Annotated in this window: 20 protein-coding genes; 16 read left to right on the top strand and 4 right to left on the bottom strand. The window is 63.5% G+C overall.

All coding sequences use genetic code 11. The features are described from left to right. Positions 1–322: 322 nt before the first annotated feature. A complete protein-coding gene (locus tag DU490_RS06155; RefSeq protein ID WP_114573456.1) occupies positions 323–928 on the bottom strand; it encodes a TetR/AcrR family transcriptional regulator in 606 nt (201 codons plus the stop codon). A 146-nt stretch (positions 929–1,074) separates the two neighbouring features. Here DU490_RS06155 and DU490_RS06150 point away from each other — a divergent pair, with 146 nt between their 5' ends. After that, positions 1,075–2,262 (top strand): acetyl-CoA C-acyltransferase, encoded by a 1,188-nt coding sequence (locus tag DU490_RS06150; protein ID WP_114573455.1) that lies wholly within the window; start codon positions 1,075–1,077, stop codon positions 2,260–2,262. A 65-nt stretch (positions 2,263–2,327) separates the two neighbouring features. On the opposite strand, the gene DU490_RS06145 is transcribed toward DU490_RS06150, so the two are convergent. Then, positions 2,328–3,131 carry an ABC transporter permease gene (locus DU490_RS06145; RefSeq protein WP_114573454.1) on the bottom strand — a complete coding sequence of 268 codons (804 nt, stop codon included), beginning with the start codon at positions 3,129–3,131 and terminating at the stop codon, positions 2,328–2,330. Further along, on the bottom strand, positions 3,122–3,739 hold the full coding sequence (locus tag DU490_RS06140) for an ATP-binding cassette domain-containing protein (RefSeq protein WP_258801377.1): 618 nt from the start codon (positions 3,737–3,739) through the stop codon (positions 3,122–3,124). The genes DU490_RS06145 and DU490_RS06140 overlap by 10 nt, the downstream gene beginning before the upstream one ends. A 92-nt stretch (positions 3,740–3,831) precedes the next feature. On the opposite strand from DU490_RS06140, the gene DU490_RS06135 reads away from it, so the two are divergent. The 9 genes from DU490_RS06135 to DU490_RS06095 all read left to right on the top strand — a co-directional run bounded on the left by DU490_RS06135 (position 3,832) and on the right by DU490_RS06095 (position 12,322). After that, positions 3,832–4,482 carry an NADPH-dependent FMN reductase gene (locus DU490_RS06135; protein WP_114573452.1) on the top strand — a complete coding sequence of 217 codons (651 nt, stop codon included), beginning with the start codon at positions 3,832–3,834 and terminating at the stop codon, positions 4,480–4,482. Between the two features lie 159 nt (positions 4,483–4,641). Beyond that, positions 4,642–5,136: an arsenate reductase ArsC gene (locus tag DU490_RS06130; protein ID WP_114573451.1), complete on the top strand. Its 495-nt coding sequence runs from the start codon at positions 4,642–4,644 to the stop codon at positions 5,134–5,136. Between the two features lie 88 nt (positions 5,137–5,224). Next, a complete protein-coding gene (gene arsB / locus DU490_RS06125; protein WP_114573450.1) occupies positions 5,225–6,325 on the top strand; it encodes an ACR3 family arsenite efflux transporter in 1,101 nt (366 codons plus the stop codon). Positions 6,326–6,328: 3 nt separating this feature from the next. After that, on the top strand, positions 6,329–6,628 hold the full coding sequence (locus tag DU490_RS06120; protein ID WP_147270449.1) for a CC/Se motif family (seleno)protein: 300 nt from the start codon (positions 6,329–6,331) through the stop codon (positions 6,626–6,628). After that, on the top strand, positions 6,628–6,987 hold the full coding sequence (gene arsD, locus DU490_RS06115; RefSeq protein WP_114573448.1) for an arsenite efflux transporter metallochaperone ArsD: 360 nt from the start codon (positions 6,628–6,630) through the stop codon (positions 6,985–6,987). Before DU490_RS06120 ends, arsD begins: the two co-directional genes overlap by 1 nt. A gap of 24 nt (positions 6,988–7,011) precedes the next feature. After that, positions 7,012–8,838 (top strand): arsenical pump-driving ATPase, encoded by a 1,827-nt coding sequence (arsA, locus tag DU490_RS06110; protein ID WP_114573447.1) that lies wholly within the window; start codon positions 7,012–7,014, stop codon positions 8,836–8,838. A gap of 72 nt (positions 8,839–8,910) precedes the next feature. Continuing rightward, positions 8,911–9,708, top strand: coding sequence for a universal stress protein (locus DU490_RS06105; protein WP_114573446.1), 798 nt, complete (start codon positions 8,911–8,913; stop codon positions 9,706–9,708). A gap of 97 nt (positions 9,709–9,805) precedes the next feature. Beyond that, positions 9,806–11,044 (top strand): MFS transporter, encoded by a 1,239-nt coding sequence (locus DU490_RS06100; RefSeq protein WP_114573445.1) that lies wholly within the window; start codon positions 9,806–9,808, stop codon positions 11,042–11,044. A gap of 93 nt (positions 11,045–11,137) precedes the next feature. Beyond that, entirely contained in the window at positions 11,138–12,322 is a 1,185-nt protein-coding gene (locus DU490_RS06095; protein ID WP_114573444.1) for an acetyl-CoA C-acetyltransferase, read from the top strand. 36 nt (positions 12,323–12,358) lie between these two features. Here DU490_RS06095 and DU490_RS06090 read toward each other — a convergent pair whose 3' ends face one another. Next, positions 12,359–12,802: a hypothetical protein gene (locus DU490_RS06090; protein WP_114573443.1), complete on the bottom strand. Its 444-nt coding sequence runs from the start codon at positions 12,800–12,802 to the stop codon at positions 12,359–12,361. Between the two features lie 171 nt (positions 12,803–12,973). Between DU490_RS06090 and DU490_RS06085 the strand changes: the two genes are divergently transcribed. The 6 genes from DU490_RS06085 to DU490_RS06060 all read left to right on the top strand — a co-directional run bounded on the left by DU490_RS06085 (position 12,974) and on the right by DU490_RS06060 (position 20,153). After that, a complete protein-coding gene (locus tag DU490_RS06085) occupies positions 12,974–14,023 on the top strand; it encodes a 4Fe-4S dicluster domain-containing protein (protein ID WP_114573442.1) in 1,050 nt (349 codons plus the stop codon). A gap of 87 nt (positions 14,024–14,110) precedes the next feature. Continuing rightward, a complete protein-coding gene (locus tag DU490_RS06080) occupies positions 14,111–16,591 on the top strand; it encodes a molybdopterin-dependent oxidoreductase (protein ID WP_114573441.1) in 2,481 nt (826 codons plus the stop codon). A 34-nt stretch (positions 16,592–16,625) separates the two neighbouring features. Continuing rightward, positions 16,626–17,387, top strand: a complete 762-nt coding sequence (locus tag DU490_RS06075; RefSeq protein ID WP_220270458.1) for a 4Fe-4S dicluster domain-containing protein — start codon at positions 16,626–16,628, stop codon at positions 17,385–17,387. An 8-nt stretch (positions 17,388–17,395) separates the two neighbouring features. Beyond that, positions 17,396–18,652 (top strand): NrfD/PsrC family molybdoenzyme membrane anchor subunit, encoded by a 1,257-nt coding sequence (gene nrfD / locus DU490_RS06070; RefSeq protein ID WP_220270457.1) that lies wholly within the window; start codon positions 17,396–17,398, stop codon positions 18,650–18,652. A 68-nt stretch (positions 18,653–18,720) separates the two neighbouring features. Then, positions 18,721–19,644 (top strand): molecular chaperone, encoded by a 924-nt coding sequence (locus DU490_RS06065; protein WP_114573439.1) that lies wholly within the window; start codon positions 18,721–18,723, stop codon positions 19,642–19,644. A gap of 20 nt (positions 19,645–19,664) precedes the next feature. Next, a complete protein-coding gene (locus tag DU490_RS06060) occupies positions 19,665–20,153 on the top strand; it encodes a peptidylprolyl isomerase (RefSeq protein ID WP_181869980.1) in 489 nt (162 codons plus the stop codon). Positions 20,154–20,159: the final 6 nt, after the last annotated feature.

Below are 20,159 nucleotides of genomic sequence, written 5' to 3'. Positions count from 1 at the left end.
CGGAAACCGGTTCGTCGCTGTGCCTCGCTGACCGGCTGGTATGGCCCGGCTGCGCACGACGTGCACCGTTTGCTCCTTTGTGTTTGTTGTTGGCGGTCAAGCATTCGCCGCGCTAGGGGCGCCTTCGTGCCAGCCTGCAGCACGTTAGTTGACTTGAAATTTCTCACTAGCATGCTTCTGCCCTGCATGCTTCTGCCCTGCATGCTTCTTACTCGCATACATCTGGATAGATGCAGTTAACGTAAGCGTCAACCTAGCAAGCGCTAGGTACAAGCTAGAAGCAAAGCGGTCGCAGGGCAACCCCTGCGACGACTCTGTAAGCCTATACCTTGGTCGACCCTACCTGGGCGGACTGTGTTGAAGGGGCGATCATGGCAATCAGTTCATGGGCCAGGTCCTCAGGCTTGCGGGGGCCCTCGGGGTCGTACCAGCGTACCGTCCAGTTCAGCGCTCCCATGACGAAGCGCGATACCAGGAAGCGATCACCATGAATCAAGCCGCCATCCAGGGCTTCGTCAATTACCGCTTCCCACAGCGCCTCGTAGGCGTCGCGAAGGTGGCTGAGGTGTGCCCGGGCCTGGCTATCCAGGCGACGCCACTCATACAGCGCTACCACATGGGCATTTCGGTCGGTCAGCAGGGTTTGAAGATGCGCTCGCGCCATTGCGTGCAACCGCTCCTCGGCGGAGTCGCCGCACTGCTCGAGCGCATGGCGCGCCAGTGTAAGGGCATTCTGAGTCCCCTCCTCGATCACCGCGGCAAGGATCTCCTGCTTGTCGCGAAAGTGATGGAACAGGCTGCCGGACTTGATGCCCATCTCCTGGGCCAGCATGCGTACCGTCGTCCGGTCGAAGCCCTCCTGCACGAACAATTGGGCGGCCAGACGGGTCAATTCCTTGCGACGGGGGGACTCGTTAACGACATTCATCGGGTTTACACTAGCGCTTGCTTGGTTGATCTTGAGAAAAACACAGCCCCGCCGACAGGTCAATCCACCCGACAGTCCGGCGCTGATACCGAATCCTATACTGACAACATACGCCACAACATCCGCCACTCTCCGGAGAACACGCCATGAGCAGCCCCACCGATATCGTCTTCCTTTCCGCGGCTCGTACCCCCATGGGGGGCATGCTGGGCAGCCTTTCCAGCATGACCGCGCCCGAACTCGCCGCATCCGCCATTCGCGCCGCCATCGAACGTGCCGGCATCGAGGCATCCGCCATCGACGAGGGGATCATGGGCTGCGTGCTGCCGGGAGGCGTCAAGCAGGGCCCGGCCCGCCAGGCCATGCGCCAGGCCGGCATTCCCGACGGCATCGGCGCCACTACCATCAACAAGCTGTGCGGCTCGGGCATGAAGGCGGCCATGCTGGCCCACGACGTGATCCGTGCCGGTAGCGGCGAGATCCTGCTGGCCGGCGGCATGGAGTCGATGTCCAATGCCCCCCATGTGCTGACCAAGGCACGTACCGGTTACCGCCTGGGTCATGGCGAACTTAAGGACCACATGTTTCTCGACGGCCTCGAGGATGCCGAGACCGGCAAGCTGATGGGGGTCTTCGCGCAGGACGTCGCCAGTTCGCGAGACTACAGCCGCGAGCGACTGGACGACTTCGCCATCACCTCGCTCGAGCGGGCCATGGAAGCCACCAACGCCGGCCACCTGAATGCCGAGATGGCTCCGGTCACCGTTACCAGCCGCAAGGGCGAAACCGTGGTAGAACATGACGAGCAGCCCTTCCAGGCCCGGCTCGACAAGATCCGCGAACTCCGGCCAGCCTTCGCCAAGGATGGGACCATCACCGCCGCCAACTCCAGCTCCATCTCCGACGGCGCCTCGGCCCTGATACTGGCCAGCCAGGCAGCGGCAGACAAGTACGGCGTCAAGCCGCTGGCGCGCATGCTGGGGCACAGCACCCACTCCCAGCATCCCAGCGAATTCACCATCGCCCCGGTCGGCGCCATCGACAAGCTGTTGAAGAAGCTGGACTGGAGCGTGGCCGACGTCGATCTGTTCGAGATCAACGAAGCCTTCGCCGTGGTCACCCTGTTGGCCATGGACGGGCTCAACATTCCCCACGACAAGGTCAATGTCTACGGTGGCGCCTGTGCCCAGGGCCACCCAATCGGCTCCACCGGCTCGCGGATCATCGCCACCCTGATCCACGCCCTGCGCACCAGGGGCGGCAAGCGCGGCATCGCCAGCCTGTGCATCGGCGGCGGCGAGGCCACCGCCGTGGCGGTCGAACTGATCGACTGATCGAGTCACTGCCTGGACGACGCCCGCCTTCTATTGCAGGATGCGGGCGCTTGCATGTTCAGTGGCTATTTACGTGGGGCCGAGAGTCGGTCTAGCCGAAGCCGCTCGCGAGAATCAAACAGCCGGCGGCTGCCCGCCGACACCGCCGCCAGGGTGCCGAAGCCGGTCCCCAGGGTGATGGTAAACATCACCAGGATCTGATACTTAACCGCCAGGGCCGGTGAGGTACCGGCCAGGATCTGACCGGTCATCATGCCCGGCAGACTGACCACCCCGGCGGCGGTCATGGCGTTGATCATCGGCATCAAGCCGCTACGCATCGCCTCGCGACGAATGTCACCGATTGCCTCCTGCCAGGGCTGGCCCAGCATCAGCCGGTTTTCGATCACGGCCCGCTGCTGCCAGGCGGTATCGGTGAGACGGTCAAGCGCCAGAGCGACCCCGGTCATTGTATTGCCGAGCATCATGCCCAGCAGTGGAATGGCATACTGTGGCCGGTACCAGGGATCAGGGCCGATGATCACCGTCAGCGTCAACACGGTGACAGTGAACGACGACAGGAACATCGACAGGGTCCCGATGCCGAAGGCCCAACCGCCCTTCAAGCGGCGTTTCTGCCGTGCCATCACCTCGCGACCGGCGATCAGCAGCATGGCCAGCGCCATCAGGGCGACCCAGACCAAGCGCTCGGCGGCGAACAGCGCTTCCAGCACAAGTCCGATCAGGGTCAGTTGAACGACAGTCCGTAGCGCCGCGATCAGCAGGCTACGGCTCATGCCCAGCCGCATCGCGGCCGTGCAGCCGGCAAGGACGACGACCATCACGGCCGCAAGAGCCAGCTGCCACCAGGTAAGTTCTATTACGTCCACGCGTCCACCACTTCTTTCAGCCGACGCCGCTCAACCCGCCAATGGCGATCAGCCACTCGGGCGATCTGCTCCAGGTTATGAGCCACCCAGAGCGTTGGCCAGCCACGCGATTCAATCCACGACGTCAGCCAGTTTTCCACCCGGTCTCGGGTCGCGTCATCCAAGTTGGCAGTAGGCTCGTCGAGCAGCAACGCACGAGGTTCGCGGCTGACGGCACGCAGTAGACCCAGGCGCTGCTTCTCACCGGTGGAGAGCCGGCCTACTTGCCACTCCAGAGCATCGAGCTCGAACCCCAGTGCCACAAGCTCGGTCTCTTCAGGCTTGTTGACGAAGTGTTCACCTACCGTTTCCGCCCACCAGTGGCTCTCGGCCGGCACCAACATCACCTGGCGTCGCCAAGCGTGGCCGGCAACCTGAGACTGTGCCTGCTTTCCCAGCCAGACCTCGCCCTCATGGGGCTCGAGATCGGCAACGGCGCGCAGCAGGCGACTCTTGCCCGAACCGCTGGCGCCTGACAGGCAAACCACCTCGCCGGGCGCAACAGCAAGGCTGACCTCGGCAAGTTCGCCAACGGCAACACGGTCAAGACTCAAGCGTTCGAGGGACAAGTCATACTCCCTGGAGGGTAAAAATGTGAATACAGTGGCGCGAACCCGACAGGCTGGCAAGCTCATGTCATGAATAATACAAGGAGATTCGAATGTCCCACTTCCTGGTCTTCCTGGGTTCCGCTCGCGACAGTACCCCACCCTCGCCCGCCAGGCTTGGCCTACGCGTGGCCCGCGCCTGCGTAGCACTGCTACGCGTCGGTGGCCATACGGTGGAGCTGATCGACCCGCTAGACATCGAGCTACCGCAGATCTTCAAACCACATTTCGCCTATGGCAAGGCCAGCGTGCCGCAGCCACTGGATGATCTGGCGGGCAAGATCGAACAAGCAGACGGCTATGTCATGGTGAGCCCCGAATACAACCACTCAATGGGCCCGGCACTGTCTCACTTGCTGAACCACTTCGGTAGCTCGCTGTTCGCCTTCAAGCCCAGCGCCATCGTTACCTACTCCGCCGGGCAGTGGGGCGGCGTGCGGGCGGCCGTATCGATGCGCACCTTCCTCTCCGAGCTCGGCTGTTTGCCCGTCTCGGCCATGGTCCACGTCCCCCATGCCCAGGACGTACTCGATGCAGACGGTGAGTTCCTCGACGACGCCGACCGTTGGGCAGGCTATTTCGGACGCACCCTGGGCCAACTCGAATGGTGGAGCGAGGCCGCCGCCCGCCAGCGCGAAGAGCAGGACCCAAATCGGGTCTCACCGGCTTTCCAGCGCGCCCCGGATCAGCGCAATGCGCCCTGAAGTGGACCACCTGCTTCATATCAAACCGATTTGCCGCCATCGGGCGTGGTGACGATCATGTCCGAGGATAACATTGAGCATATATGCTTTTCCATATATGCTAGATGGCAACACATCGTCATTCCCTGACCCCGACTCTCTCGTCTCTATGGAGACACCATGAACGTCCTCTTTCTATGTACCGGGAACTCCTGCCGCTCCATCTACGCCGAGGCCGTGTTCAACTACCTAACCGAGACTCGGCACCATGCCTGGAGCGCAGGCAGCCATCCGGCCGGCGAGGTCAACCCGCTGACACTTATTTGGCTGGAAAAGGAAGGCATTCCCACGTGGGGGCTGTCTAGCAAATCCTGGGATGATCTCGACGTGAGGCCAGATGTGGTGATCACCGTCTGCGATGACGCCGCCGGCGAGGCATGCCCGCTCTTTCTCGGCAAGGCCGTGCGCGCCCACTGGGGCGTGCCCGACCCTTCCCGCGTCGAGGGCAGCAAAGCAAATATCGAGGCAGCTTTTTCACACAGCTTCGATGCCCTACGTCAGCGGATCGAGGCCATGCTGACCCTGCCGCTCGATGACCTTCCTCCTGAGGCCCTTGGGGATGCCCTGCAGGCCATCCACCAGACATTTTCCCAGAACGGAGGAGAATCAACATGATTCGGAAATCCCTCCTGGACATGTTCGGCTTCGAACCGACACTACCCGTCATCACTACTCGACACACTAGCGGCAAGGAGGCAAGAGCATGACCATACGTCAGGAATCCCAGGCACCCAGCGTCTCCGAGGGCATGGGGCTGTTTGAACGCTTCCTTTCGCTCTGGGTGGCGCTGGCCATCGTCGCTGGCATCCTGCTCGGCCAATTCGCCCCGGCGGTCCCCGAGGCCCTGTCCCGCTTCGAATATGCCCAGGTCTCCATTCCAGTGGCGATCCTGATCTGGGCAATGATCTTTCCCATGATGCTTCAGATCGACTTCACCTCGATCCTCGGCGTGCGCCGCCAGCCCAAGGGGCTGATCATCACCACCTCGGTGAACTGGCTGATCAAGCCATTCACCATGTTCGCCATCGCCTGGTTCTTCCTGATGGTGGTATTCGCCCCGCTGATACCCGCAGACCGCGCTAGTGAATACCTGGCCGGGGCCATCCTGCTGGGCGCCGCGCCCTGTACCGCCATGGTCTTCGTCTGGAGCTACCTGACCCGCGGCGACGCCGCCTATACATTGGTGCAGGTGGCAGTCAACGACCTGATCATGCTGTTCGCCTTCGCGCCCATCGTGGTCTTCCTGCTCGGCGTGTCGAACATCCAGGTGCCCTGGGACACGGTCATCCTGTCGGTGGTGCTCTACATCGTCATCCCGCTTGGCGCCGGCTACCTAACCCGACAAGCCGTCATCAAGCGGCGCGGCATCGAGTGGTTCGACAATGTCTTCATGAAGCGCCTGGCGCCGGTCACCCCGATCGGGCTGATCATCACCCTGATACTGCTGTTTGCCTTCCAGGGAGACGTGATCATCGCCAACCCGCTTCATATCGTGCTGATCGCCATCCCGCTGATCATCCAGACGGTGCTGATCTTCTTCATCGCCTACGGCTGGGCCAAGGCGTGGAAGGTACCCCACAACGTCGCGGCCCCTGGGGCGATGATCGGCGCCAGCAACTTCTTCGAGCTGGCCGTGGCCGCCGCCATCGCCTTGTTCGGCCTGCAGTCCGGCGCCGCTCTGGCCACGGTGGTGGGGGTGCTGGTTGAGGTGCCGCTGATGCTCGCCTTGGTACGCATCGCCAACAAGACCCGGCATCACTTCCCAACGGCGGACGCTCCGGCTGCCGCCGAGGCTAAAGGCTGAACCATGACCATCGAGGTCACAGCCCGAGCTCGTGAGTGGCTGCACAGGAAAGGGGATGTGGCCACGGTGCGACTATCACCCCGCTACGGCTGCTGCGGTGGTGGCGCAGACATTGTCGTTGCAGAGGCGCGCCGGCCCGATGAACCGTCGATCTATACGAAGATCGAGACGGGGAAAGTGGTGTTGTATGTCGAGCCGACACTGGTCGACGAGACACTCATCCTCGATGTCGAGGGTTTCCTGGGCTTCAGATCGCTGTTCGTCGATGGCGCCTCGCCTACTCGCTTCAAGGAGTCAAAGTGATGAAGAATATTCAAGTTTTCGATCCCAGTCTGTGCTGCAGCTCCGGCGTGTGCGGCGTGGATGTCGATCAGGCCCTGGTCGCTTTTTCCGCCGACATGGAGTGGGCCAAACATAACGGGATACCCATCAAACGCTTCAACCTGGCCAGGGACCCCATGGCATTTGCGAGCCATGTCGTGGTGAAAGATTTTCTCGCCCGTTCGGGACAGGAGGCACTGCCGCTGATCCTGGTCGATGGTCAAATCGCCCTGGCGGGACGCTACCCGAATCGGGGCGAACTGAGTCGATGGGCAGGGGTTACCGAGTCTTCAGAGCAGCCGGCGACCAACCCAGGCTGCTGTGCGGGAAATCGCTGCTAGCTTACCCCGGAGGATCGATCCATCATGCTATTTCTGGAACAGCCACCTCGCTTCTTTTTCTTCACCGGCAAGGGCGGCGTGGGCAAGACATCCCTCGCCTGCGCCGCGGCCATTCGGCTTGCCGACGAAGGCCAGCGCGTCCTTCTGGTCAGTACCGATCCCGCCTCCAACGTCGGCCACGTGTTCGGAGCCACCATCGGCAATCGGTTCACAGCGATTCCTGACGTGCCCCGCCTGTCTGCGCTGGAGATTGACCCCCAGGCTGCCGCCCAGGCCTACCGCGACCGCCTGGTCGAACCGGTACGCGGGGTGTTGCCTGACGACGTTGTGAAAGGCATCGAGGAGTCGCTCTCGGGGGCCTGTACCACCGAAATTGCCGCCTTCGACGAATTCACCGCCCTGTTGACCGATGCGCCTCTAACGGGAGATTTTGACCATGTCCTCTTCGATACGGCGCCCACCGGGCACACCATTCGTCTGCTGCAGCTCCCCGGTGCCTGGAGCGGTTTCCTGGAAGCCGGCAAGGGTGACGCCTCCTGTCTCGGGCCGTTGGCCGGCCTGGAAAAACAGCGCAACCAGTACAAGGCCGCCGTCGACGCCCTGGCCAATCCACAGCGCACGCGGCTGGTACTCGTTGCCCGGCCGCAACAATCGACCCTACGTGAAGTCGCTCGTACCCAGGAAGAGTTCGCGACCCTGGGCCTGTCACAGCAATACCTGGTCATCAATGGCCTTTTGCCGGAATATGAGGCACAGCAGGACCCGCTGGCGGCCGCCATCCATGAACGCGAAACCGCCGCGCTGGCCGGCATACCTGGCGTGCTGGAAGCCCTGCCCTGCGACCAACTGCCCCTCAAGCCCTTCAATCTGGTCGGACTCGATGCCCTGCGCAAAATGCTGTCCGATAGCCCAGCCGAGGCCCAGCAGTCGCTTAGTCCCGAGGAGGCATTGCTCGAGGTCGCACCGGCACCCCTTTCCCGCCTAGTGGATAAGATCGCCGCAGATGGCCATGGGCTGGTAATGCTGATGGGCAAGGGGGGCGTGGGCAAAACGACCCTCGCGGCAGCCGTTGCCGTCGAATTGGCCCAGCGCGGCCTACCAGTTCATCTGACAACCTCCGATCCCGCCGCCCATCTGACCGAAACCCTGGATGGCGCCCTACCTAACCTGTCGGTTGGCCGGATCGACCCCCACGCCGAAACCGAGCGCTATCGCCAGCACGTTCTTGCCACCAAGGGCGCAGGGCTGGATGAGGAGGGTCTGGCTTTACTGGAGGAAGATCTGCGCTCCCCCTGCACCGAGGAGATCGCCGTTTTCCAGGCGTTCTCTCGCACCATTCGCGAGGCGAGCAAGAAGTTCGTAGTTATGGATACGGCGCCCACGGGTCACACCCTGCTGCTGCTCGACGCCACAGGCGCCTACCATCGCGAGATCGCGCGCCAGCTGGGCAATAGCGGCATGCACTTCTCCACGCCGATGATGCAGCTTCAGGACCCCAAGCAGACCAAGGTATTGCTGGTCACGCTGGCCGAGACGACACCGGTACTCGAAGCGGCCAACCTTCAGAATGACCTGCGGCGTGCCAACATCGAGCCCTGGGCCTGGGTCATCAATAACAGCGTCGCTGCCAGCCGTCCTGGATCTCCCTTGCTGTTACAACGTGCCCGCCATGAGCTCAATCAGATCAAGCAGGTCGCCACGCGTCACGCCAAACGCTATGCGCTCGTTCCCCTGCTCAGGGAGGAACCCGTAGGCCCCGAACGGCTGATGGCGCTGGCAGGCCACGTAGCCTCGCGTGCCCAGAATGCACAGGCAACCACCGAGAAAGCCGCTACAGGCTCCACCGAATGATTCACCTCGAGTCGTACCGCTGATCGATCGTTGACGATTGGTGACACCCCACAGACAAGAAAGGAAGCCGCCATGTTCAAGCACATCCTGGTCGCCGTGGACTTCTCCCCCGCCTGGCCGCTGCTGCAAGAGCGGTTGAAGGCACTGACCGCCTGGGGCACCGAGCGGGTGACGCTGGTATACGTGCTCAGCTCGCGCTATCCCGCCACTCCCGAGGAGACTCATCGCCCCCACTACCAGGCGAAGCTTTCAGAGCTTGCCGCCGAGCTCGCCGCCCCGGGTCTGACCATCGACACAGAGGTGCGCAGCGGCGAGCCCGGTGCCGTATTGACCGAGGCCGCCGACGAACTGGGCGCCGACCTGCTGCTGATGGGCTGTCGCGGCCACAACCGCCTGCACGAGTTCTTCCTCGGCAGCACGGCCCTGGATGCCGCCCGCCTGACCCGGCAGCCGCTGTGGCTGGAGCCGGTGGCAGACTCGCTGGTTGGCGCCGACTCCCGCCTGCTGATGCTGGCCACCGACGGCTCAGACGCAGTGGGCGGTGCCGAGGCCCTGGCCGTGACAATCGCTCCGCGATTCCAGCGCCGTATGGCGGTGACCGCAAGCTGTGCCTCCGAGGGCTGCTGCGAGCGGGAAATCGCCGATGCCCAGCGCCACCTGGACAGCATCGCCGAACGTATCGAGGGGCTCGAGACTCGAGTACTGGACGGTGACCCACGGCGTGCCATCGCCGAGGAGGCCAAGCGCGAAAAAGCCGACTTGATCGTGATCGGCAAGCGCGGGCGCAACCGAATCCAGGAGTTCCTGCTCGGCAGCACCGCCGAGGCCATTGCCCGGGGTGCTAACTGCCCGGTTCTTCTCGTGCCATGAGAATTGCAGCAAGTGGGCAACACACCTTGAGCGTGCCAAAGAGCTGAGAACATCGTAGTCACTTGCCTTATCGCCCCACCGGGGTGACGATCAGGCAATGAATAACAACAGCCTCTGGCAGCGCCATCCGCTGGCCATCATCGTGCTGGCCCAACTCTGCGGCACCTCGCTGTGGTTCAGCGTCAACGGCGTTGGCCTTTCGCTATCCCGCGATCTGGGTTTCTCCGAGGTCGACCTGGGCCGCCTCACCCTTGCCGTACAGGCGGGCTTCATCTGCGGCACGCTGTTCATTGCCACCACCGGCCTGGCCGACCGCTTCCGCGCCAGCCGTATCTTTGCTGTCTCCTGCCTGGCAGGGGCACTGGTCAATGCCGGCTTCGTACTGGTCGCAGCGCAGTTCCCGTTGGCAGTCTTATTACGCTTCGCCACCGGGTTGTGTCTGGCCGGCATCTACCCGCTGGGCATGAAGCTAGTGATCGGCTGGACGCCCAAGCACACTGGAGCGGCACTCGCCTGGCTGGTGGGCATGCTCACCCTGGGTACCGCCCTGCCCCACCTGCTGCGTGGAAGCACCCTGGGTATGCCGTGGGAGTGGCCGCTGCTGGGCGCCTCGTTGTTGGCGCTACTCGGCGGCGCCATGATTCATGCACTGGGCGACGGCCCTCACCTGCCGCCGCCCACCGGCAAGGTGAGCCTGGCTGAAGGCCTGACCACACTGAGCCAAAGGCGCTTTCGTGCCGTGGCCGGTGGGTATTTCGGGCACTGCTGGGAGCTATATGCCTTCTGGATGCTCACGCCTTTCCTTGTCTATCGGGAAATAGGGCGACTGTCGGCCTCTACTGATCTGGTGGCCTGGCTCTCCTTCGGCATCATTGCGATAGGCCTGTTGGGATGTGTCGTGGGCGGCCTGCTGAGCCGGCGCCTCGGCAGTCTGTGGGTGGCGCGGTGGACACTGACGGCCTCAGGTACGATCTGCCTGATCTATCCGCTGTTGGCCTGGGCGCCGCCGGAAGTTCTACTTGCCCTGCTAGCTTTCTGGGGGCTGACGGTGATTGCCGATTCGCCGCAGTTCTCCGCACTGGCCGCCGCCACAGCACCGCGCGAGCGCGTCGGCTCGACCCTGGCGGTGATGAATGCGGTGGGTTTTGCCTTGACCATTCCCGCCATCTCTCTAACCACTACTCTATGGAGCCTGCAGGAAACCTGGGTGGTGTGGTGGTTGCTACCGGGACCGGTCATCGGTCTCTGGGTAATGCGCGGCCTTGTCAACGTAGTAGATAACCTGCCCACTGCTCCAAGCGGAGGCCACTCACGACCCAGAGTCATCAGGGACTGAGAAGGAACAAGGCAAGTGCTGCAAGGCTGTGCTATACCAAAAAATCCGCGGCCCTTTCGGTCGTGCCCACTTGTCGACACGAGGAGCATGCTCATGGCATCACGCGACGTCGTTATCTGCCATCCCGTACGCACCGCCATCGGCACCTATGGCGGCAGCCTCAAGGACACCCCGGCACCCGATCTGGGCGCGCGGGTCATTCAGGAAACCCTTTTACGATCCGGCCTCGCCGCCGACAAGGTGCAGTCGCTGGTCATGGGCCACGTCATCCAGGCGGGCTGTCGCATGAACTCCGCCCGCCAGGCCGGCATCACTGGCGGGCTACCGGTGGAGGTGCCGGCGCTCACCATCAACCGGGTGTGCGGCTCCGGTGCCCAGGCGGTAGCCAGCGCCGCCATGGAGATCTGGAGCGGCATGGCCGACTGCGCCATCGCCGGCGGCATGGAGAACATGGACCGCGCGCCCTACGTGCTGCCCCAGGGTCGCTGGGGCGCGCGCATGGGTGATGTGACCATGCACGACACAATGCTGCTCGACGGCCTCAACGACGCCTTCAGTGGCAAGCACTCCGGCTGGCACACAGAGGACCTCGTCAGCCGCTACAACATCTCCCGCGATGACCAGGACGCCTGGGCGCTGCGCTCCCAGCTGAACTTCTCGAAGGCCCAGGAGGCCGGCCACTTCGACGCCGAGATTGCCGGCGTGGAGCTTACCAGCCGCAAGGGCACCACGACCTTTGCCCGCGACGAGCACAACCGCGGCGATACCACCGCGGAATCCCTGGCCAGGCTCAAGCCCGCCTTTCGCAAAGAGGGCACCATCACGGCAGGCAATGCGCCAGGGCTGAACAGCGGCGCGGCGGCGATGATCGTGGCCGAGCGTAACTGGGCTGAAAAGCAGGGACTCAAGCCCATGGCTCGCTTGGTGGCCTTCGGCGTCGGTGCCGTGGAGCCCGACTTCTTCGGCATCGGCCCGGTGCCGGCAGTCAAGCAGGCGCTGGAGCGCGCCGGCTGGTCGGTGGGCGACCTGGACCGGGTGGAGATCAACGAGGCCTTCGCCGCCATCGCCCTGGCCTGCCAGCGCGAGCTCAGCCTCCCGGAAGATATCGTCAACATGGAGGGCGGCGCCATCGCCCACGGCCACCCCATCGGCGCCAGCGGCGCGGTGCTGACCACCCGCCTGCTGCATGCCATGCAGCGCAACGGGGAACGCCGCGGCATCGTCACCCTGTGCATCGGTGGCGGCCAGGGCATCGCCCTGGCGCTGGAAATCCTCTGAATCGGCGCCTGATCGTTTGATGGACCGGCTGCGTGTTTAGGGAGCCGGCCCGCTGCCCTCCGACCCAAATGCCTCGCTGAGCGAACCTTGGTAGCGCCAGCCCTCGGGGAGCCTGAGTTCGTGAGACTGGCTGCCGGCGAGCCGGCAAATCGCCACGCTGGGCGGTGTGCCGCCAATACCAATGTTCACCGTCTCGAAGGTCAGCCAGTCGCAGGGGGTGATCAGACCACGCTTCTGGTCAGCGAAGCCGATATCCTCGACGTTGCCCTCCCAGTCGAAGTGCAGCCCTAGTTCGACCAGCCGTTCCACCAGGCTCCTGACAGCGGCTGGATCCACCAGGCTGATACTGACCAGTTCATCGTCGGAGCAGACGCCCGTTTCGGGCAGGCACGTGCGCAGTGCGTCCCAACCACCCGTTATCCGTTCTTCAACTGCCTCCGCCCGCAGAATCACTGCCGTCGCCTCCACCAGTACCGCCATGCGCCTCTCCCGTATTACTTCAAAGAAATTTGATCCAAGGCAAGCCTGCTCATCTGCCGGCTAACACTTTGGGCTAATGGGTGTGGCAAAACGTCCCAGCCTCTGCCAAGCTGCCGCTTATACATATGTGAATACGCATATAACTATAACAAAGCTTCTGGCAAGACCACCATGCCACAGACTCCCAGCTCCTCGCACAGTACGCCCAACACACTTCGGCCCTCGCTTCCCGGCATCGGCTGGCTGCCGTCTCGCTGCCTGCAGGCGCCTCCTCACCCGTTGGCCTGTGCGCGCTGCATCGACGCCTGCCCGACCGAGGCCCTCGCCTTTCATGAGGACGACGACGGCGTTTCTCTACTGGCGAACGACGCCTGTCACGGCTGCGCCCAATGTGTCCCGGCTTGCCCCACCGAGGCGCTGGTGGGTACCGAGATCGACGCCCTGGTGGCGGGCCAGGCAGAAGGCGAGCCGCTGCACCTGGGCTGCCACCGCGCCCGACACGAGCTCGGCATGATCCGCCTGCACTGCCTGCGCTCCCTTGGACCAGATCAGCTCGCCTGGCTCAGAGTACGGGCGATGCCCGGTCAGTTGGAGCTGCGCCTGCCTGATGCCTGCCAGGGCTGCCTGGCGGGTCCACCAGCTGAACGCGATAGGTGGCTCGAGGCCGCCAACCTGCTTTCCCTTGTCAAAACCACACTAGCTACAGCCAACTACCAAAGCCCCTCTAACGCCGTGAGCCGTCGTGCCCTGCTACTGGGTCGCGCCAAGCCACAACTGCCAATCATCGACGCAGACGACAGCGTCCCGAAGGCGCGCCGGCTACAGCGTCACATGGCCGCCGGCCCACAGCTGGATAACCTCGCTAGCCCCCCATTGCCTGGCCTGACCCTGGATCCAGATGCCTGCCAGGGCCACAGCGTCTGCTCCCGGGCCTGCCCCACTACGGCCCTGCAAGAGACGCCCAACGGCGAGCTGATATTCAACGCTCTGGATTGCCTCGATTGCGGTCACTGTCTGACAGCCTGTCCGGAGGGTGCGCTTCAGGCTGGCGAAGCTTGGCAACCGGTACCCGTGACGCTGCGCCAGGCCGAAAAGGCCGACTGCTTCGAATGCGGGCGCCCTTTCACGCTGAAAGACAGCACAACCGCTGACAAGAGCTGTACTGCCTGCCGGCGAGAGAAAGCGCTGATGCAGGAGAGCTTCCATGACCTCTTTGGATAATCCACCCCGCCGAGGGGCCGGTGCCATCCATTGATGGCGATAAGTAGCAACAAGTGAACGACAAGACGTGACCCCGAGGGAGACACCATGAAACTGTTTCAGACCTTGCTAGATCGGCGCCGCTTCCTGCAATCGTCGGCGGTGGTTGGCGCCACTGCAGGCGCCGCAGGCGTCACCGGGCTGACCGGGCTTGCCCAAGCGCCCCAGGCCCGCGCCCAGACACCGCGTGGCGAAACGGTCGTCACCAAGAGTATCTGTGCCCAGTGCCCGGCGCGCTGTGGCATCGATGTCTACACCACCGACGGGCGCGTGCACGCCATCTACGGCGATACCGGGAACCCCATCGCCAACGGCAAGCTCTGCCCAAAGGGGCACCTGGGCAGCTACTTCCTTTACGACCCGGACCGCTTCAAGGGGCCCATGCGCCGCACTAACCCCAACAAGGGACGCGACGAGGATCCCGGCTTTGTGCCCATCTCATGGGACGAGGCGCTGGACATGGTCGCCGAGCGGCTCAACGGGCTGCGTGATCGGGGGGAATCCCATCGCTTTGCGCATTTCTATGGGCGCGGCTGGGGGGCCTCCGATGCCGGTCTGTACGGCGATTTCGGCAAGCTCTACGGCACCCCGAATTCCGCCATCGGCCATGCTTCCATGTGTGCCGAGGGCTCCAAGCGCGCCAAGCGCGCTACCGATGGCAACGACTCCTACAATTCCTACGATTACCGCAACACCAACTACCTGCTGATCATGGGGGCGAGTTTTCTCGAAGCTTTCCGCCCCTACAACAACGTGATGCAGATGTGGGGCCATATGCGCAGCAAGAGCCCTAAGACCCGCGTCACCTGCGTCGATGTGCGCATGAACCCCACCATGGCGGCCGCCGACCGGGCGCTCTACATAAAGCCGGGCACCGACGGCGCCTTTGCCCTGGCGGTAGCCCATGTGATTCTCACCGAGGGTCTGTGGGACAAGGAGTTTGTCGGCGACTTCTACCAGGCTTCGGGTCGTTTCATCAGCGGCGAGACTATACCCGTGGACTCGTTCGAGGAGAATTGGGTCCACGGCTTGACCGAGTGGTGGAACCAGGAGCTCAAGAATCGCACCCCGGAGTGGGCCGAGGAGATCACCAGCATCCCCGCCCGCCACATTCGTCAGACCGCCATCGAGTTCGGCTCCACCCGCCCCGCCGTGGCGCTGTTCGAGCGCGGCCCCACCGGCCACACCAACGGCACCTATAACGGCATGGCCATTCACGCCCTTAACGCCCTGGTGGGCTCGCTGTTTGCCAAGGGCGGACTCGGCTACCAGATGGGCGTGCCCTACGGTGCTCTGCCGGTCAACGCCGACGACTACCTCGACGACTATGCCCGCGACGGCGCCTGGAAGGATCAGCCGCGCATCGACATGGCCCGCACCGAGCGCTGGCCAATGACCAGCCACATGATGCAGGAGACAGGCCCCAACCATCTGGCGGGCGACCCCTACAAACTCGATACCGCAATGTTCTTCTACACCAATCCGATCTGGACTGCACCGGATCCCAAGGTGTGGGAAGAGGCCTTCAAGGATGTCTTCGTCATCGACACCTCGCCGTTCCCCGGCGAGACCGCCATGTACGCCGACCTGATCCTGCCGGATTCTACCTACCTGGAGCGGCTTCAGGACTCGCCGACCTACCCCTTCGAGGGCTGGCCTATGACCGCCCTGCGCGTGCCAGCGGTCGAGCCGATATACGACACTCGTCACTTCGGCGACATTCTGATCGGGATCGGCAAGCGCCTCAACGGTCCGGCAGGCGAGTACTACCGGGAACTTGACAGCGTCGAGAACGTGTTGCGTCACCGCGCCGCTGGCTTCGCGGAGAATCCCGGCGACAATGGCGTCAACGACTTCGAGAGCTGGAAGGAGAAAGGCGTCTGGTACAAGAAGCCCTATCACTGGCGGCTAGAGCGCGGACGCTTCTATGAGTGGGGCGGCCTCGACTACAACCTGCAGATGAGCCCCGAGGAGGTCAAGGCCAAGCTGTTCAAGACCCCCTCCGGCAAGTTCGAGTTCAAGTCCGGCTTCCTGGAAGAGCATGCCGCCTACATCGAACGGGAAATGGGCATTCCCGCCGAGCGCGTGGGCCTGATCCAGTGGGTCGAGCCGCAGCATAGCGGCGGCAACGGCGACCTCTACTTCGTGACCCCCAAGACCCCGCTGCATGCCGAGGGGCGCGGCGCCAACGTTCCACATAACATCGCCATCCACCAGCCCATCGTCGGTGGCCGCGACACCGTCTACCTGGAGGTGCATCCGCGCACCGCCCAGGAGCGCGGCATCCGCAACGGCGACCGGGTCAGGATCACCTCAGATCTCGGCAGCATAGAGGCCGAATGCCGCTTCGTGGCAGGCCACCGACCCGACACCCTGGTACTGCCCTTCGAATTCGGCCACTGGGCCCAGGGACGCTGGGCCAAGGGCCGCGGTCCGGGGCACTCCGGTGAGGTGACGGCCAATGTGTCCGACCCGATTTCCGGCCTGGCCAGCTACTACACCGGCAAGGTCAAGCTTGAACGCGCCTGATCCACGGACACAGCATTCTTGAGGAGTCATCACAATGGCAAAATGGGGAATGGTCATCGACCTGGACAAGTGCACGGGCTGCCAGGCCTGTACCACGGCCTGTTCGATGGAAAACAACACCCTGCCAGGCGAGAGCTGGCAGGACGTACTCTTCTACCATGAGGGGGAGTACCCCAGCGCACAGATGAAGTGGCTGCCGCGGCCCTGCATGCAGTGCGAAAACCCATCCTGCGTACACGTCTGCCCGACCCGGGCCACCTACAAGGATCCGGATGCCGGCGGCATCGTCTTTGTCGACTGGAACAAATGCATCGGCTGCAAGTACTGCATGATCGCCTGCCCCTACGGCGTGCGCTTCTATGCCGACGAGAAACCGCTGATCGAACCCGACATCCGCGAGGCTTACCCGAGCGAGAACGGGCAGCTGTGGAGCCCGCCCTACCAGAACCCGGATGAGGATTGGCAGCGGGGCATCGGCATTCAGCCCCCTGGCGTTGTATCGAAATGCACCTTCTGCTACCACAAGGTCAAGCATGCGCCCGAGGGCGTGGCCGACCTCGACGAGGACAATCCCGAGGTCAAGGAGTACGTGCCGGCCTGTGTTCGCACCTGCGCCCCCAAGGCGCGCTACTTCGGCGACCTGGACAACCCAGAAAGCCAGGTCAACCAATTGATCGGCGACCGGCATGGCGTGCGCCTGAAGGATCACACCGGCAACAGGCCGCAGGTCTACTACCTTGGCGCCGGCGCCGGCGTGCCCGCCTTCACTCCTGCCGACAGGGAGCATGACGCATGAACATGTCCATGAAAGACAGAAAAACCAGAACTCAGGCCAACGTCCTGCAGGGGCCGCTGGGCTGGGGGCTGCTGGTGGCGTCTGGAATCGTGCTGCTGGCTAGCCTGGCCTTCGCCCTTATACAGCTCATGGTCAACGGCCATACCTCGTTCAATACCGGCTCGACCCTTCCCTGGGGCCAGCCCATTGCCACTTACCTCTACTTCGCCCTGGCATCGTCGGGGTTGGGTCTGATCGCCTCGTTGCCACTGGTGTTCGGTTTCAAGCAGTACTATCCGGTTGCCAAGCGCTGCATCTTCCTGGCCTTCATCGTGCTGATCTCGGGGATGGCGGTACTGGCCCTGGAGCTTGGCAACGTGTTCCGCATGCTGTGGGCCATCCCGCTGAACCTGCAGGTGCAGTCGGCGATGTTCTGGATGGGCGTGTTCTACGCCCTGGACCTGCTGTTCCTGCTGTGGAAGTTCAGCAAACTGCAGGGCGGCGAATGGGATAGCAAGACCGCCAAGCAGGTGGGCATCGCATCCTTCATCGGCGTGCTGCTGGCCAGCGGTAACCTGGCACTGATCTTTGGGATGATGAGCATGCGGCCCTTCTGGTTCGATGCCCTGCTGCCGATCTACTTCTACTTCACCGGCGTGACCAGCGGCGTGGCCGCACTAGTCTTCTTTATCTACCTGGCCCACGGCTTTCAACGAGAGCGCATGCCGCCCGCACTAAAGGCACTTCTTACAGGTGCATTGCCCAAGCTGTTCGCTGCGCTGATCGGTGGAACCCTGCTGTTCATTACAGTGCGCGCCATCACCGGGCTCTACAGCAACAACCCGGAAATCAACCTGGTGTGGACCGACTACCTGTTCGCCTCGCCGCTCTATAACGCCTCCCTGCTACTGGGCCTGCTGCTACCCTTCGTGGTGATGCTCAGTGCCTCGCTGCGCAACAGCGTGGGCGTGCAGGTACTGGTCGCCTGCCTGGTGTTCCTGGGGCTTTTCGCCGAGCGCTTCTACTTCGTGGTAGGCGGCCAGGTGGTCCCGATGTTCCGGGGCACCTGGGAGCCAGGCTTGATCAGCTACACGCCTTCTACCACCGAGTGGTCGCTGACCTTTATCGGTATCTCGCTATGCTTCGTGCTCTACCTGCTCGGGGAAAAGTTCCTGAACCTCGGGGACATGCCGCGGCATATGGCTGAAGCTCCGGCCGGCGCTCCGGCGGCCGGCGCTCCGGCGGCCGGCGCTCCGGCGGCCGGCGCCCAGGCGAACACCGCCTGAACCACTCCCAGTCGAATCCTCAAGGAGAAGGGACGGCCTGTCAGTCGACAGGCCGTCCCGTCAGCAAGATGACACAATATCCAGAATTCCCCGATCTGCTGTCGGCTGCCGAGTTCAGCCTCTGCCTCTCCCGGGCCTTCCTCGCCCCCCAGACGGGCGTGACCCTGGCGGAGCTACAGGGTCCGCTGCTCGAGGACCTTCGCAGCCTGGCCGAGACGCTGCCGACGCTCAGTACCGAGCGCCTCGAAGCGCTCTCCCAGGCGCTGGCGGCACTGACCGATACGCAGCAGTTGATCCTGGGCTATAGCCGCCTGTTCCTGATGCCGCCCGCACCGGCTCCCCTTAACCTGGGAACCTATCTGGATGGCGCCATCATGGGCCAGAGTACCCAGTCGATTCTTGCCCTCTACCGTCGCCATGGTCTCGAGCAAGATGCCGCTTTCCGTGACCTGCCTGACCATCTTTCCCTCAACCTACAGTGGCTCGCCTGGGTCTACAGCGAGGCCATGGAGGCTCGCGAGGCCGCGAAAGACGCCACCCCCGCGATGACGGACGCCGCGACCATGCTGCACGACTTCACCGTGCCCGCCCTATCCGGGGTTCGCCGCAAGGTGACACAAGCGGCACAGGACGAGACCACCCTGCCCTGGCGACTGTTGGTCGAACTGATCCATGACCAGTTGACCCACGACCTGGCGCGCCTGAAGTCCGCGCTGCCCTCCCTAGCTACCCAGGCGATCAACGCCCCCGGGCAAGTGAAGGCCACGGCCGGAGCGGAGTCTTTTGAGGCGAGCGAGGCCCCACGAGAGACAATGACCTGCCGCTCCTGTGGCGAGTCCTTCGAGAGCGACCCGGTAATCGCAGAAATGCGCCAACGCCTTACCACGGCCGGCGTCAGCGCCGACCATCTGGCGGTATGCCCACGCTGCCTGGGCGGCCACGACTCATCCGCCCTGAAACCACCCGGGACAGGTCTGAAGGCGTGGCAGTGAACAACCGAGAGGATAGGCCGATGACGCAAATCGCCCCCCTGAGCGAAATTACCGCCGAGTACGTGCTGACCGACGAGGATGGCGAACGCCTGGCGGCATCGACTCCCGAGACGATGCTACGCTACGTGCACGGAACGGGCCAGATGTTGCCGGCCCTCGAGGACGCACTGGAGGGCTGCCGGGCCGGTGATACGCTCAGCGTGACGCTGACGCCGGAGCAAGCCTATGGCCCTCACCGGCCGGAACTGGTGTTCGAGGCGGTGCGCGAGAACCTGCCGCCGGGTCAGCAGATCCGCATCGGCATGACACTGTCGCCGGGCGGCCAGCGGGGCAAATTTTCGTTGAAGGTGGTGGGCCTGACCGAACGTGGCGCCATGCTGGACGGAAACCATCCACTGGCCGGCAGGACGGCGACCTGGGAGATCCGTATCCTGGAGGTCAGGCAAGACAGGCGGCCACCCGAAGGGGAGTTGGACTACCAGCCGATCCGCTGGGTGGAAGTTGAGTAGCCGTTT

It is taken from the genome of Halomonas sp. DQ26W, assembly GCF_003339685.1.
Taxonomy (GTDB): Bacteria; Pseudomonadota; Gammaproteobacteria; order Pseudomonadales; family Halomonadaceae; genus Halomonas.
Note: the sequence above shows the minus strand (reverse complement) of the source record. Positions and strands in the feature narration are given on the sequence as shown.